Consider the following 14,395-nt stretch of genomic DNA (forward strand, 5'->3'; position numbering starts at 1 on the left):
ACGCGACCGGAGTACAGTGACGTGATGCGCGACAGGCCGCGGCTGGAGCGGGCGCCGGGACCGATCGTCGCCGAGCCGGTGTCACTCATACGGGGATCACGGTCATGGACGTGGAGGCGGCGGCCGACGAACTTCTGGAGTCCCTCGCGGCGAAGGCCGACGCGGAGTTCGCGGTCAGAATGCAGCGGTACTTTCCGCGGGAGATCCGCGCGCTCGGGGTGAGCAACGCCTCCGTCGTGGAGATCGCGAACGACTACTTCCGCGAGAGGCGGGACGTCCCCGCGGCGACGAGGCCGGCTCTCGCGGAAGAGGTCCTGTCGCGCGCCTCCCACCACGAAGAGGTCCTGCTGGGATTCGCGGTCCTGCACAAGGTCGCGAGGGCCGGGCTGGGCCCCGAACTGCTCGACCGCTGTGAGCACTGGCTCGGATCGTATGTATCGAACTGGGCGCAGTGCGACGACCTGTGCCTGAAGTTGCTGTACCCGTTCTTCCGCGGACACCTCGATCAGATCCCGCGGACGCGAGCCTGGGTCGAATCCCGGTCCGGCTGGGCGAGGCGCGCCGCGAACGTGGCCGTCGTGAAGTTCGTCCGGCGCAAGGTGGGGCGGGCGGTGTTCGAACTGCCGCTGTCCCACGTCTTCGACAACTGCGTCCGGCTGATGCACGACGACGATGTGTATGTGCGGAAGGGCTGCGGGTGGCTGCTCAAGGTCACCGCCGAGGTCCATCCGGACGAGGTGGCCGAGTTCCTGCGCACGTGGCATGGCGAAATGAGCCGCGACACGTTCCGGTATGCGATCGAGAAGATGGACAAGGAGACGCGGACTTCCCTGATGGCGCTGGGTTCTCGCTAGTGCTGCCCGGTCCGCTGTCCAGCGCACGATCGTCGGGCCGAACAAGCCGCCGGGGTCGTCGACCAGCCCCCGGGACGGAGCGAGCGCACCAGCTATGGGCTCGCCCACGGGGACGCCACTGGTCAACGGCGGTGGGTGGTCAGCCGGCCAGGTGCTTGCCGAAGAAGGCGGTGAGTTCTGCCACGGCGGGGGTGACGTATTCGTCCTTGTCGTACAGGTCGATGTGGGTGGCGCCGTCGATGACGACCAACTCCTTGGGCTCGGCCGCCTTCTCGATCGCTTCCCTGCTGAAGTAGGCGGTCTCCGCCTCCGAACCGGCGATCATCAGCAGGGGGCGGGGCGAGATGAGCCGGATCATCGCGTACGAGTCGTACTGGGCGATCAGGTCGATGCCGCGCAGTACCCACCCCTGGTTCGCGCGGGGGTGGTAACCGCGCGGGGTGCGGTAGAACTCGTACGTCTCCCGGAACTGCCGGGTGGCGGTCTCCAGCAGTTCCTCGGCGTCGTCGGGAATCCATGCCTCCAGCCGCGGGGCCGCACCGCGTGCTTCCGCGGTGCGCAGGGCACCGGCCCGGTCGAGCATGGCCTGGAGGATCGCCGGGTCCTGGGTGCGGCCCAGTCCCTCGCGGAACACCGACCCGAGGTCCACGGCGCTGACCGTGGCGACGCCCTTGATGCGGTGGTCGGTCTGTGCGGCGAAGGGAACGTAACCGCCGGACGCGCAGATGCCCAGAGCCCCGATACGGTCCGGGTCGATGTCGTCACGGATGGTCAGGTAGGTCACGGCGGACTTGATGTCCTCGGCTCGCTGGAAGGGGTTCTCCAGACCTCGCGGCTCGCCCTCGCTCTCGCCCTGGTGGGCGGCGTCGAAGACGAGCGCGGCGAACCCGGCGCCGGCCAGACGCTCGGCGTAGATGCTCGGGCTCTGCTCCTTCACGCCGCCTCCCGGGTGGGAGATGACAACGGCCGGCAACCGGCCGCCGGTGTGGTCATCGGGGGTGAAGAGGATTCCGGCGATGGCGAGATGGTTGCTGGGGAAGGTGACGTTGGCCTTCACGGTTCTGTGGCTCCTGGGTGCGGGTGGGAAGTGCCGTGACCGCGGACGGGGCGGATTCGTCCGGCGGGGCCGTCCGCCGCGGGACGGCCCGTCCGCCGGTCACGTCACCGACACTCGCACGCGGTACGCGGGCGGGTAAGGGGCGTCTTCTGTCCCCGGACAACGCTGTCCTGGGACACGCCAGGCCCCCTGTCACGGGCCTCGTTGTTTGTCAGACTTGTGGCCATGAGCAGCAGCGACGCGCACCACAGCGAACTGGGCGCCTTCCTCAAGGCGCGGCGCAGGGAGCTGAGGCCGGCCCAGGTCGGGCTGCCCGATGCGGCGGGCAGGCGCAGGGTCAAGGGTCTGCGCCGGGAGGAAGTGGCCTTGCTGGCGTCGATCAGCCCCGACTACTACACGCGTCTGGAACAGGGCCGCCGCCAGGCTTCCGAACCGGTGCTGGACACCCTCGCGCGCGTTCTCCGGCTCGACGACGGCGAGCGTGCGTACATGTTCGAACTGTCCGGCCGGGACGCCGCCCGGCCCCGTCGGCGCACCACGCAGCAGGTCCACCCGCAGCTGCGGCGGCTGCTGGACGACCTCGCCACCACGCCGGCCGTCGTCCTGGGCCGGCGCACGGACATCCTCGCCTGGAACCCCATGGCCGCCGCCCTGTTCACCGACTTCGCGCGCATCCCGGTGGAGAAACGCAACTTCGTACGGCTGGTCTTCTGCGAACCGGCCATCAGAGCGCTGTACCCGGACTGGGACTGGGTGGCCCAGACCAGCCTGGCGCAGCTGCGCATGGAGGCCGCCCGGGACCCGAACGATCCACGGCTGGCCGAACTGGTGGGCGAGCTGTCACTTCAGGACCCCGACTTCCGCCGGTGGTGGGGCGCCCATCGCGTCGCCGTCCAGGGCACGGGCACGAAGGTCCTGCACCATCCGGTCGTCGGCGAGCTCACCCTCGACTGGTCCTTCCTCACCTGCACCGACGACCCCGACCAGCAGCTCATCACCCTGACCGCCGAGCCCGGCACCCCCAGCCACGACCGGCTGCGGATCCTCGCTTCATGGGCGGCGCAGTCCGCCGACGGGGCGGTCAGATCACGCGGAAGAGATCCGCGGCGGCGTGGACGTCGGTGAGGTCCTCGACGGCGCGGAGATTGTCGCACAGGGCCTCCAGGACCGAGCCGGTCTCGACGGCGCGCGGGGCGCCGATGGCCACGCCGAAGACCCGGAACCCCAACCGGTGCTTGGCGTCGTTCCAGCCGCGCATCCACTCCTCGGTGACACCGCATTCGTCGTCGGTGATCATCACGATGTCGCCGCGGGTGCGGGCGGCGGCGTCGAACTCCTCCTCCAGCAGTCCGGCGGCCGCCGTCAGCGGCGCCTGGTAGCTGGTGCCGCCGCCGAGGAAGGTCTCCGCGAAGTCGAGGATCCGGTCGACACCGGCGGGCTGCGGCCCGTCGGCGGGGAAGCGGAAGACCTGGAGCTTGTCGGCGGCGGAGAACAGGATGCCGACGAAGTCACGCCCCGCGTGACGGGCCTGGTCCAGCAGGGCCAGGGCGCACGCCTTGGACCACGCCTCCCGGGTGACGCCGCCGGGCCCCGCCGCGTACATGGAGTGGGAGGTGTCCACGCACGCGATGATGGCGCCCTGGCCCGTGGTCCGCTCTCCCTGGGCGTCGTAGAGCATCAGCTCCCCGGCGGCATAGCGCGCGGCGAACACCGCGCGCAGTTCGGGCAGGCCGAGGCCCGCCAGCTCGGAGGGGATGACACGGGAGAGGTCATTCCCGAGCGTGACGCCGACCAGCTCCCCGGTGGCGTTCTCCACCTTGCGGGCGCGCTCACCGTCGGCCATCTGCCGGAAGCGGCCGATCAGTTCGGCCCACCGGGCGAGGCGGCCGGTGCGCAGCCGCTCGGCGAGCCGGGCGCGCTCCTCGAACGGCATCCGCTCCAGCTCGCCGGGGGCCACGCCCCAGGCCCGCATCAGCGCGGCCTCCTCCCGTACGGCCTCGGCGGCCTTGCCCGCCGCGTTCCGCGCGGCGGCGCGGAGGCCGGGGGCCGCCGCCGCGAGGGCCTGCGCGGCGTGCTGGGCGGCCTGCCGCGCAGCGGCCTCGGCGGCTTCGGCGGCGTCGATCGCCTGGCGCACGGCGTCGGCGGCCGGGGCCGGCACGGTGCCGTCCTCGGCGTCCTCGGCGTCCTCGTCCGCGGCCCGCTGAAGCGCCTCGTCCACGGCGGCCGCCGCGCCGTCGGCGTCCTGCCGGGCCCTGCTCGCCCGTTCGGCCCGCTTCTGGGCCTCCCGGGAGCGCTCCAGCATCCCGCGCACCGCGGCGGCCTGGGCGAGCACGGCCATGGCGGCGGCGTACGGGTCGCCGGCCGTCTCCCGGCGCAGCTCGGCGAACTCCGGTGACTCCACCAGCGCGGTGATGACCCGGTGGTTGACCAGCCGGGAGGGGGCCATCTCGGCGCGCTCGCGCAACCGTGGCCTGACCTTGTAGGCGGCCAGGAACACGTCGGTCAGGAGGTCGGTGGCGTGGCCGTGGCGCCCGCCCAGCTCCTCGGCCACCTCGCGCAGCCCGGCCGACTGCTCGTACGTGTCGCGCCAGGTGATCCGGTCGAACCGGTCCGCGGCCACGGCCGCGGTGTGCCGTACGGGAGCGGCGGCGGACCGGCCCGGCCACGTTCCGGCCCGGCTCGCCAGTTCGCTGAGCGCGGGCTCGTCGCGCTCGCTCACAGCTGGGCCTGCACCATACTCGCGTCCACCCCGAGGGCCTCGGTGAGCACGCGGGCCCGGACGGCGCGCTGGCGGCCGGTGACCCGGTCGATGGCGGCGGTGGAGCGGCCGGCGCGCGCCGCGTCCTCGCGCAGCTTCTCCAGCCGCTTCCCCGCCATGGCGAGCTTGTTGTGGGCCTGTCTGATGACCCACTCGCTCAGCGCCTCGCGGGACTGCCCGGCCATGGCGTCGAGCTGGGCCTCCAGCTCCTCGAGGGCGTCGGCCAGGTCGAGCGCCTCCTTGGCGTCGGGGTTGACCAGGTGCAGCACCTCGCGCTCGACGGCCGGGCGTTCGGCGGGGGAGTCCCACAGCACATGCGTCAGCACCGACAGGTCGGTCTCGGCGACCGCCGGGCGGCCGTCGAGGTACGCGGACGCCTGGAGCAGGCCCACCGCCTGCCGCCAGCGGCGGTCGGAGGCGATGAGCTCCTTGCGGCGCAGGGCCGCCCGCAGTGTGCACACCGCGTCCACGATCGCGTCGGGGACGTCCACGGCCGGGACGGCCCCGGCCACGGCGTGCCGCAACGCGGCCAGCTCGACCGTGGTCCGTGGCGGTGCCGCCGGGCGGCCGACGGCGGAGCGGACCAGCGCGGCGAAGTTCGAGGGGTCTTCCAGGTAGCCGACCTCGATGCGCACCAGCAGCCGGTCGTAGATCGCGGCCGAGTCCTCCCCGCCGGGCAGTTCGTTGCTCGCCGTGATGGCCCCGATCAGCGGGCAGCGGATCGGCTCGCCGCCGTTCTCGGGGTGGTAGATCCGCTCGTTGAGATAGCCCAGCGTCTCGTTGAGCGCCGCCGTGGAGCACTTGAAGATCTCGTCGATGAACGCGATGTGCGCGGTCGTGGCGCGGCCGTCGTAGACCTGGCGGTACTCACCCCGGGCCAGCGCGGCCACGTCGATGGGGCCGAACATCCGCGTGGGCGCGGTGAACTTCGACAGCAGGATCTCCCAGTACGCCGCGCCCTCGACCCTGCCCGTGAGCTCCCGGGCCATCTCGGACTTGGCCGTCCCGGGCGGGCCGAGCACCAAGGAGTGCTGCCCGGCCAGCAGCGTCACCACCAGCGTTCGCACCACGTCGGCCCGCTCGTAGAAGCGGTCCGACAGCTCGTCGGTGATCGCCCGCAGCCTCTTGGCGGTGTCCTGCGCGTCCGGCGTGCCGTGTGCGTCCGGGTCCGGCGTGCCGTGTGCGTCCGGCGTGTCCTGTGCGTCCATGTCCGACATTCAACTCCCCGCCCGTGAAGCCCTGTTCAATCCGCCCGCCAGCGTGTCGAAGGCGAGCGTCAGACGTCGTTGATGCGCGGCACTGATCTCGTCGATGTCCTCTCCGGCGAGTCGTCGCCGCACCGTGTCGACGGCCACCGCACGGTACGCGGCCACGAGCAGGGCCGCGGTCAGCGTGCTGTCGCCGGAGAAGCGAGCGTCGGCGTCGAGTTCCGCCGCGAGTGCCTCCTCCACCTCGGACGCGAAGAGCCGAAGCCGTGCGATCAGTGCGGGAGACGCCATCACGGTGCGCAGGAACGGCTCGACACCCTCCCCGAGCCCGGACAGCACATGGCGTTCCGTGGCCAGTGCGAGGGCGGCTCGGCGCATGGCTTCGACGGGGTCGATGTCATCCGCGCGCTCGCGGAGCACGGTGCGCACGGTGTCGAGGGCCTCCGGGAAGCGGTCGAACAGGAGGTCCTCCTTGCGGTCGAAGTGTGCGAAGACGGTCACCTTCGACACTCCGGCGGCCGCGGCGACCTCGTTGATGGTCACGTCATCGAACCCGCGCTCCAGGAACAGCTGGGTTGCGACGGAGGCGATGCGAGCCCGGGTCTGTGCTCCGCCGCGGTCCCCTCGATTCGGCATGTGACAACGCTAGCCCCTCCCGTTACCTTTACTCAGTAAGCTTACCGGGTAAAGGCAGAAGGAGCGTGCCATGCGGCGCAGCGATGTGATCGTCGTCGGAGCGGGGCCCACGGGTCTCTTCCTCGCCGGTGAACTGGCACTCCAGGGTGTGCGAGTGATGGTTCTGGAGCGGCTCCGGGAGCCCGATCCGACGATCAAGGCCGGGTCGATCAATGTCGCCAGCGCGGAAATCCTCGACCGGCGCGGGCTGTTGCCGGCCGCGGAGGACGTGCAGCGCCGGCTGCTGGTGTCCGTCGGTGCCTTCGCCGCCCGCGGCCGGAAGAACGCCCTCGTCAACCAGTTGGAGCGGGATGCGCGGGGCGCGCGCCGCTTCCCGGTCGCCGGGCATTTCGCGGGCATGCTGTTCCGCGATGAGCTGGTCGATCAGGGCGATCCGGTGCTGGCCGCGCACACCGCGGCCTCGGGCGGCGTCCTTGTGCCCCAGTACGATCTCGAACTGCTGCTCGGGGAGCACTGCGCCCGTCTCGGCGTGGAGGTGCGCCGCGGTGTCGAGGTGCGCGGTGTGCGCGGGCGTGGCACGCGACACGCGGAAGCGGACCTCACCGACGACGCCGATGTCGTGGTGGAGACCAGCGCGGGCGAGATGACGGCCGGGTGGGTCGTCGCGGCCGACGGCGGCCGGAGCGTGATCCGCGGGCAATTGGGCATCGGCTTCCCCGGCACCGATCCGCAGCTCGTGGGATACCAGGCGGTGGCCGACTTCGACGACCCCGGAGAGCTGAGCCGCGGCTGGACGTGGACACCCCGCGGCATCTACGCCTATGGCCCGATCCCCGGACGTATTCTCGTCGCTCACTTCGGCCCGCGGCCGCAGGACCGCGACGCCCCGGTCACGCTCGACGAACTCCAGGCGGTCATACGCGATGTCACCGGCGTCGATGTGACGATCAAGGGCCTGCGCGGCCGTGCGACCCGCTGGTCCGACAACGCCCGGCAGGCCCAGTCCTACCGGCACGGCCGGGTGCTGCTCGCGGGCGATGCCGCTCATGTGCACGCGCCGTTCAGCGGCCAGGGGCTGAACCTCGGTCTCGGCGACGCGGTCAACCTGGGCTGGAAACTCGCCGCGACCGTGCGGGGACACGCCCCGGCCGGACTGCTCGACAGCTACGAGAGCGAACGCCACCCGATCGCGGCGTGGGTGCTCGACTGGACGCGGGCGCAGGTCGCCCTGATGCGCGGCGACGAGCACACCGCGCGGCTGCGCGAGGTCGTCGGCGGGGAACTGTTCACCGTGCCGGGTGTGATGAACCGCGTGGTCGCCCTGACGTCGGGGATCGCACAGCGCTATGACGTGGCTGAGGGGGTGGCGACGCCGGTCGGCTCGATCGCCGGGGATGTCGCGCTGTCCTCCGGCGACCGGCTCGCCGACCACGCCCACGACGGCCGTTTCGTCCTCGTCGACCGTTCGTCCGACGGGCGCTTCGCCGAGGCGGTGCGCCCGATGGGGCACCGGATCGGGTACGTGGCGGATCCCGCCTCCGCCACGTCGCCGCTCAGCCTGCTCGTACGTCCCGACGGTGTCATCGTCTGGGCCGACTCACACGACACCGCCACGTCCGACACCGCCACGTCCGACACGGCCACGTCCGACGACGGCGTCTTCAAGGAGCTCGACGCCGCGATTCAGCGGTGGGTCGGCACACGCTGAGCATGCCGCCGCCGCTCACCGCCCCAGGATCCGGTCGACATCGGCCATCTGTCCGGCCGTGAGCGGCCCCTTCGCGATCGCGCCCGCGTTCTCCTCGGCCTGGGCGACCGTACGGAAGCCCGGGATGGGGATCGTCCGCGGGCTGCGGGCCCAGATCCAGGCGAGGGCACCCTGCGCGAGGGTACGGCCGTCGCTGGTGAGGACGGACCGCAGGGCGTCGACCCGCCGGAGCCAGGCCGGGTCCGCGCCCGCGTTCGCGATGAACCCCGGCAGCCAGGCGGGCGGCGCGTTGCGGATGTCCCCGTCGTCCAGGGCGCGCCCGGCGGTGTGGTTGCCGGCGAGCAACCCCATGGCGAGGGGGCTGCGGTTGATGCTGGCGAGGTCCGACTCCGCGCAGAGCGCGAGAAGTTCGGGCGCGTCCTGGAGGATGTTCAGGCGGTGCTGGACGGCCGCGCAGTGCGGGCCCTCGGCGAAGACGGCGGCCCGGGCGGGGTCATCGGTGCTCCACGCGTACGCGCGAATGAGCCCCTCGCGCACCAACTCCTCGCAAACACCACGGAGTTGGGTGGCCCGTTCCGGATCCGCGTCGGAGATGTGGAGCTGGTACAGGTCGACGTGGTCCGTGTTCAGGCGTTGCAGCGAGGCGGTCAGGGCGCGGCGTACGTGCTCCGGGGAGTCGTCCTGGCCCTCGCGGATCCGGGTCCGCTCGTCGAAGACATTGCCCCATTTCGTGGCGACGACGACATCGCCGCGGTGCTTGCCGAGGGCGCGGCCGAGCACGCGTTCGCTGTGGCCGGTGCCGTACGCGTCGGCGGTGTCGAAGAAGGTGACACCGAGGTCGAGTGCGCGCCGGATCGCGCGCACCGACTCGTCATCGTCGACCTTGCCCCAGCCCAGGGGCTGCCCGTCGGTGGACTGCCACTCACCGCCGATGGCCCAGCAGCCGAAGCCGAGAGGGCTCACGTCGATGCCGCTGCGGCCCAGCGTTCTGTTGTGCGCCATGGTCTCCATGCCGGTGAACGGTAGGAGTTGAAGCGCACACGAAGGCAACCCCCGGTCATGGGCGCCACCGACGCCCATGACCGTCGCGATCCCGTCGGGCCGGGTCGGTGCCGGGACGGGCTCAACGGCCGTAGTAGGTGTCGAAGTTCTTCGAGAACTCGCTGCCGTTGAAGCCGTCCCAGTTGATCGACCAGGCCATCAGCCCGCGGAGGGCGGGCCAGCTGCCGTGGGGCTCGTAGCCGCCGCAGTCGCTCTTCTTCGTCAGGCAGTTGAGGGCCTTGGTCACATCACCGGGCGTGGTGTGGCCATTGCCCGCGTTGGGGCTCGCGGGCAGGCCGATCGCCACCTGGGACGGGTCCAGCGGGGGGAAGACGTTGTTGGTGTCACCCGCGACGGGGAAGCCGCTGAGCAGCATGTCGGTCATCGCGATGTGGAAGTCGGCGTTGCCCATGGTGTGGAACTGGTTGTCGAGCCCCATGATCGGTCCGGAGTTGTAGTCCTGGACGTGCAGCAGGGTGAGATCGTCCCGCAGCGCGTGGATGACCGGCAGATACGCCCCGGAGCGTGGGTCCTGGCCGCCGGAGGCGCCCGAGCCGTAGAACTGGTAGCCAAGCTGTACGAAGAAGGTTTCCGGAGCCATGGTGAGGACGAAGTCGGATCCGTACTTCGCCTTGAGCGACTTCACGGCCGCGATGAGATTGACGATCGCGGGGGTCTTCGGGTTCTTGAAGTCGGTGTCGCCGTCGTCCAGCGACAGCGAGTGGCCCTCGAAGTCGATGTCGAGGCCGTCCAGTCCGTACTTGTCGATGATCGCCCCGACCGACTCGACGAACTTGTCGCGGGCGGCGGTGGTGGTGAGCTGCACCTGGCCGTTCTGCCCGCCGATGGATATCAGCACCTTCTTGCCCGCGGCCTGCTTGGCCTTGATGGCGGCCTTGAACTCCTCCTCCGACTCGACGTTCGGGCATTCGCTCTGGGGGCAGAGGCTGAAGCGGATGTCACCGGAGGTGGTGGAGGTGGGTTCGCCGAAGGCCAGGTCGATGATGTCCCAGCTGTCGGGGACATCGGCCATCCGGGTGTATCCGGAGCCGTTGGCGAAGCTCGAGTGCAGATAGCCCACGAGCGCGTGCTCGGGGAGAGCCGCCTTGGCGGTGGCGGAGGTGGCACCCGGGTCGGCGGCGGTACCCGCGTCGGCGGTCGTCGTCGAGACCGTGGCGAGCAGCCCGGCCGCGGCGACGGAGGCGCACACGCCGGTCAGGACCCTCTTGCTCAAGGGGAAACGGAGGCTCATGGGGGCCGCTCCTTGGTGTGGGGGAAGGCGGAGCTGAAGTGAGGGGGAGGGATGGTCGGAAGGCATGGGGGAGGTTGCGCGCCCAAGAGACAACAGGACTAGACCAGTAAGTGTCAATGGTCCGGACCACATTCGGCGGCGGATCTTTGCGTTCGGTGGTGCGTTGCCGCGGCGTTTGCTCCACGGCTGGTCGGCCGTATGGGTGATGAGCGGGCGGTGGCCGCGGCCGGAGGCGACCCGGGCGGGATCGGCGGCCGACCGAACACCTCGGTGAGAACGTCGAGTTGGGCGTCGATCGCGGCAAGAGCCCGCAAGGCCACGGCCGACTCCGGTCCGGTGGGGCGGGCCTTCGCGGGTGGAGCCGGGGCGGGGGAGCTGTGCGGTGCCGGGCGGCCGCCGATGGCGCGGCGAACGGCGACCGCGTGCGCCGCCACCTCGCTGCGCCGCCCGTGCAGGCCCGGGTCGTCGGCGAGCGCTTCCGGCGCGGACGTGGCGGCGGTGGCGAGATCGCCGACCGGTTCGGCGCAGTGCCGCAAGGCCGCCACGGCACGCAGTGCGTCGATGCTCCGCCGCCGCTTGAGGGACAGTGGGCGGGGGAGGGGTGGCGTGGTCAGGATCCGCAGCGGCGCGGTGGTCACACCCAGTTGCTCGACGCGGTGGCGGAAGCGCGCCCGGGCCATGCGGACGGCCCGGCCATCGCGCCAGTCGGCTTCCAGCAGTTCGGTCAGGGCGGCCAGCGCGGCGGCGGTGCGGGCCCGCACCGCCGAGGAGGTGCGGATGGGCAACACCAGCCACGACGCCGCGATACCGAGGGCCGCGCCGACCGCGATCCCCGCCAGCCGCGTGTGCAGCAGGCCCCCCGGGCTCTGCCCGAACCAGTCGTAGAGCAGCGACAGTACGGCCGTGACACAGCCCGCCCAATACGCGTAGCTCAGCTCCCGCAGCCAGGTGGCCACCGCCAGCACCGCGAAGATCAGCACCACCAGGGCGTCCGAGCGGGGCCCGAACGATCCGGCGAGGGCGCTCGACACCACCGTGCCGACCGCGGCACCGACCGTCCGCCACACCCCCTTCACCAGCACATCCGCCCGGCTGCGCGCACCGCTGCAGACCAGGAACGCCGTGAGGACCACCCAGCTGAAGTGGTCCGGCCACAGCATCCGGCCCACGGTGAACGCCGCGGCCAGCGCGGCCGCCATCTGCAACGCCATCCGGGTGCCGGCCGGTATCCCGCCGCGCCGTGGCCCGGCCGCTGCCGCGGCCACTTCGGCCGCCGGTGGCCTGCGGATGAGACGGGTGCGCTGCGCCACCCACGTCAGCAGCGACCCCCAGACGACCGCGACCAGCGCCATCACCGCCGCCCACCCGGTGCGCTCGTGCCCGCCCGCGGGCCCGGTGCCACCGGGCACGACCAGGACGGCGACCAGCGGCAGGACGAGGAGAGTACCCACCCGCGTGGCGCGCGCTCCGAACCGCCGCAACCAGATCGCCCCGGCCGCGCCCAGGGCGAAGACCACGTCAGCCACGGTGGGATGGCGCTGCATCAGCGTGGTCAGCTCCGTTCCGCCGGCCGCCGCGCACGGCAGCACGGCACACGCCAGTAGCCGGTCGGCGTGGTCCAGGACTCGCTGCACCCGCCCGAGGGAGGTGGCGATCACGACGGCCTGTACGACGCTGTCCACGTGCAACCCGGCCGCGTGCTCGATGAGCAGCGCGCAGCCGTACGTACCGAGCACGGTGGCCATGGTCACGGCGGTTGCCCGAAGGTGCAGCCACTTCGGGTCGAAGTGCAGAGCCCGGCGTAGCCGTACCGAGAACGTAAGCATCACGTAGCATCACCGCCGGAGCTGACCTGATGAGAGGCGCTAGCGTATGTCCACCCCTGGTTATTTAGTAAGTGGTAGCTTAGTGATGTGGCATCAGGGCAACCAGCACATGAGGACCGCGGACAGGGCGGGGACGGCAGCCCGGACGGGCGCGTGTCCGCCGAGATTCGGCAGGGCGTGGTACGGCTCGCCCGCAGGCTGAGCGCGGAGCGCCCCGCGGAAGGGCTCAGCCTCAACAAGAACAGCGTCCTCGGCCACTTGCGGCGCAATGGACCCATGTCGGCCGGTGCCCTCGCCGCCGCTGACCGTCAGCAGCCGCAATCCCTGACCCGGGTCTTCGCCGAACTCCAACGCGACGGCCTGATCAGCCGGACCCGTGACGGCCGGGACGGCCGACAGCAGGTGCTGGAGATCACGGAGGCGGGCCGCGAGGTCCTCGCCCGCGACATGGCGCAGCGCGACGCATGGCTCGACATCGCGCTCGCCGGCGTCAATGAGACCGAGCGCCAGGTTCTGCTGCTCGCCGCCCGTCTGATGGACCGCCTCGCCGACTCCCCGGCCGTGCTGCCCGACCGCGGAGAATGACCTCCCGGGGCCCCTGACCTCGCGAGCGGACGGCGCCGCGGGGTGAGCGTCAGACCGTGGACAGGTCGATGGCCCGGTCGATGTCGTCGGGGCGCAGCACCCGCAGGATGCCCTCGAGCAGGTAGTAGTCGGCGTAGGGGAGTGAGATCTCGACGCCGTCCTCGCGCGGGCGGTTGCGGGTGCAGCGTGCCACGATCGCCTCGGCGCGGGTCGACTTCGTGGTCAGGCAGGTCCGCGACAGCGCGGTGAGCAGCCGCAGCGCCGCCTCGCGGTAGCGCGGTTCCCCGGTCGCCTTGGACAGGTCGAGCAGGCCGCAGGCCATGACCGCGCCCGCGGAGGCGTCCTTGATGTCGTGGGGTGCCTGTGGCGCGAGGTAGTCCCATACGGGGACGTTGTCGGGGGTGAGCGCGCCCAGGGCGAAGTCGGCGAGTTTCCGCGCGGTGGTGAGGAACTCCCGGTGGCCGGTCCGGCGGTGGATGGTGGTGAATCCGTAGATCCCCCATGCCTGCCCGCGTGACCAGCAGGATGCCGGGCTGTAGCCCTGCACCGTGGCCGGGCCGAGGGGAGCGCCGGAGGACGGGTCGAAGTCGTAGACGTGCGGGGTGGATCCGTCCGGGCGGGGGAAGTGCCGCTGGGTGGTTCTCGCGTGTTCCACGGCGATGTCGAGGTACGTGCCGTCCCCGGTCTGGCTGCTCGCGAACGCCAGCAGGTCGAGGTTCATCATCGTGTCCATGATGACCCGGCCCGCGTTCGCCTGCTCGTCCAGCGCTCCCCAGGCCCGGATGAAACGGCCGCGCGGGTTGTACCGCCGGATCAGCGAGGAGGCCGCCCGCAGTGCGCCCGCCCGCCAGGTGTCCCCTCCGGTGAGCCGCCACGCGGTGACCCACGAGGGATAGAAGAGGAATCCGAGGTCGTGGGTGCCGGTGTCGTCCTGGCGGGGGGCGAGCTTCTCCGCGGAGGCGAGGGCCAGGGTGCGGAACCGTTCCTCGCCGCTGTGCAGCCAGGCCATCCACAGGGTGCCGGGCCAGAACCCGCCGACCCAGTCGCCGTTCTGGGAGTACGTCCACTTCTCGAACTTCGTACCGACCGGAAAGCCACTCACCCCCGGTGCGACCGTGCGCAGCTTCGCCACCGCGTAGTCCGCCGTCTCCCGGAGGGTGCGGAGCGTGGCGGCGTGGCCGGGGGCCTCCTCCGCCGCCTGGGCCGGGGGAGCGATCGACGTGGCCGCCACCGCGGTACCGGCCGCGGTGGTCAGCAGGGCTCGCCGGGAAACGCTCATCAGTGTCCGCCCTTCACGAGTGGTGAATCCGACAACGACATGACGACATGCGGTCCGTGCGTGTCAGCCGCCTGTGGGGCGCGGGCGACGTACCCGCGCCCCACAGGCGAACTGGTGAAGCCGGTGGAGTTGGTGCGGCGTGTTACGGGATCAGGGGTACTCGGTCACGTTCGCCACGTTGCTGCCCGCGT

The 14,395-nt window shown here is 71.5% G+C and carries 11 protein-coding genes and 1 pseudogene; 4 read left to right on the forward strand and 8 right to left on the reverse strand.

Annotation, left to right across the window (positions count from 1 at the left end; all coding sequences use genetic code 11):
* Positions 1-104: 104 nt before the first annotated feature.
* Positions 105-854 carry a DNA alkylation repair protein gene (locus ACZ6TD_RS38985; RefSeq protein WP_471345712.1) on the forward strand — a complete coding sequence of 250 codons (750 nt, stop codon included), beginning with the start codon at positions 105-107 and terminating at the stop codon, positions 852-854.
* Positions 855-993: 139 nt separating this feature from the next.
* Here ACZ6TD_RS38985 and ACZ6TD_RS38990 read toward each other — a convergent pair whose 3' ends face one another.
* On the reverse strand, positions 994-1,911 hold the full coding sequence (locus ACZ6TD_RS38990; protein WP_471345713.1) for an alpha/beta hydrolase: 918 nt from the start codon (positions 1,909-1,911) through the stop codon (positions 994-996).
* Positions 1,912-2,136: 225 nt separating this feature from the next.
* Here ACZ6TD_RS38990 and ACZ6TD_RS38995 point away from each other — a divergent pair, with 225 nt between their 5' ends.
* Complete coding sequence (locus tag ACZ6TD_RS38995) at positions 2,137-3,036, forward strand: helix-turn-helix domain-containing protein (RefSeq protein ID WP_471345715.1); 900 nt, start codon at positions 2,137-2,139, stop codon at positions 3,034-3,036.
* On the opposite strand, the gene ACZ6TD_RS39000 is transcribed toward ACZ6TD_RS38995, so the two are convergent.
* The 3 genes from ACZ6TD_RS39000 to ACZ6TD_RS39010 are packed head-to-tail and all read right to left on the reverse strand — an operon-like array spanning position 2,993 to position 6,513.
* The gene (locus ACZ6TD_RS39000) at positions 2,993-4,630 is read right to left on the reverse strand and encodes a VWA domain-containing protein (RefSeq protein ID WP_471345717.1); all 1,638 of its coding nucleotides are present in this window, start codon (positions 4,628-4,630) and stop codon (positions 2,993-2,995) included. The two genes, ACZ6TD_RS38995 and ACZ6TD_RS39000, sit on opposite strands and share 44 nt — an antisense overlap.
* A complete protein-coding gene (locus ACZ6TD_RS39005; protein WP_471345718.1) occupies positions 4,627-5,877 on the reverse strand; it encodes an AAA family ATPase in 1,251 nt (416 codons plus the stop codon). The genes ACZ6TD_RS39000 and ACZ6TD_RS39005 overlap by 4 nt, the downstream gene beginning before the upstream one ends.
* A gap of 9 nt (positions 5,878-5,886) precedes the next feature.
* Positions 5,887-6,513 carry a TetR/AcrR family transcriptional regulator gene (locus ACZ6TD_RS39010; protein WP_471345720.1) on the reverse strand — a complete coding sequence of 209 codons (627 nt, stop codon included), beginning with the start codon at positions 6,511-6,513 and terminating at the stop codon, positions 5,887-5,889.
* Between the two features lie 70 nt (positions 6,514-6,583).
* Here ACZ6TD_RS39010 and ACZ6TD_RS39015 point away from each other — a divergent pair, with 70 nt between their 5' ends.
* Positions 6,584-8,221, forward strand: coding sequence for an FAD-dependent monooxygenase (locus tag ACZ6TD_RS39015; RefSeq protein WP_471345722.1), 1,638 nt, complete (start codon positions 6,584-6,586; stop codon positions 8,219-8,221).
* 15 nt (positions 8,222-8,236) lie between these two features.
* Here the strand turns inward: ACZ6TD_RS39015 and ACZ6TD_RS39020 are convergent, their stop codons facing one another.
* The 3 genes and pseudogenes from ACZ6TD_RS39020 to ACZ6TD_RS39030 form a co-directional block, all read right to left on the reverse strand.
* On the reverse strand, positions 8,237-9,232 hold the full coding sequence (locus ACZ6TD_RS39020; protein WP_471345724.1) for an aldo/keto reductase: 996 nt from the start codon (positions 9,230-9,232) through the stop codon (positions 8,237-8,239).
* Positions 9,233-9,344: 112 nt separating this feature from the next.
* Positions 9,345-10,466, reverse strand: a pseudogene (locus tag ACZ6TD_RS39025) (chitinase); the annotation flags it as partial.
* Between the two features lie 161 nt (positions 10,467-10,627).
* Entirely contained in the window at positions 10,628-12,340 is a 1,713-nt protein-coding gene (locus ACZ6TD_RS39030; RefSeq protein WP_471358433.1) for an FUSC family protein, read from the reverse strand.
* 153 nt (positions 12,341-12,493) lie between these two features.
* Between ACZ6TD_RS39030 and ACZ6TD_RS39035 the strand changes: the two genes are divergently transcribed.
* The gene (locus ACZ6TD_RS39035; RefSeq protein WP_471345726.1) at positions 12,494-12,925 is read left to right on the forward strand and encodes a MarR family winged helix-turn-helix transcriptional regulator; all 432 of its coding nucleotides are present in this window, start codon (positions 12,494-12,496) and stop codon (positions 12,923-12,925) included.
* Between the two features lie 49 nt (positions 12,926-12,974).
* Here ACZ6TD_RS39035 and ACZ6TD_RS39040 read toward each other — a convergent pair whose 3' ends face one another.
* The gene (locus ACZ6TD_RS39040; protein WP_471345728.1) at positions 12,975-14,204 is read right to left on the reverse strand and encodes a glycoside hydrolase family 88 protein; all 1,230 of its coding nucleotides are present in this window, start codon (positions 14,202-14,204) and stop codon (positions 12,975-12,977) included.
* Between the last annotated feature and the right edge of the window lie 191 nt (positions 14,205-14,395).

This window comes from Streptomyces yongxingensis, assembly GCF_055597465.1.

Excerpts from the sequence above, each read along its gene's own strand:
- ACZ6TD_RS39015 (WP_471345722.1), top strand. The coding sequence starts at position 6,584 with ATGCGGCGCAGCGATGTGATCGTCGTCGGAGCGGGGCCCACGGGTCTC.
- ACZ6TD_RS39040 (WP_471345728.1), bottom strand. The coding sequence starts at position 14,204 with ATGAGCGTTTCCCGGCGAGCCCTGCTGACCACCGCGGCCGGTACCGCG.
- ACZ6TD_RS38995 (WP_471345715.1), top strand. The coding sequence starts at position 2,137 with ATGAGCAGCAGCGACGCGCACCACAGCGAACTGGGCGCCTTCCTCAAG.
- ACZ6TD_RS39020 (WP_471345724.1), bottom strand. The coding sequence starts at position 9,232 with ATGGAGACCATGGCGCACAACAGAACGCTGGGCCGCAGCGGCATCGAC.
- ACZ6TD_RS38985 (WP_471345712.1), top strand. The coding sequence starts at position 105 with ATGGACGTGGAGGCGGCGGCCGACGAACTTCTGGAGTCCCTCGCGGCG.
- ACZ6TD_RS39030 (WP_471358433.1), bottom strand. The coding sequence starts at position 12,340 with ATGCTTACGTTCTCGGTACGGCTACGCCGGGCTCTGCACTTCGACCCG.
- ACZ6TD_RS39010 (WP_471345720.1), bottom strand. The coding sequence starts at position 6,513 with ATGCCGAATCGAGGGGACCGCGGCGGAGCACAGACCCGGGCTCGCATC.
- ACZ6TD_RS39005 (WP_471345718.1), bottom strand. The coding sequence starts at position 5,877 with ATGGACGCACAGGACACGCCGGACGCACACGGCACGCCGGACCCGGAC.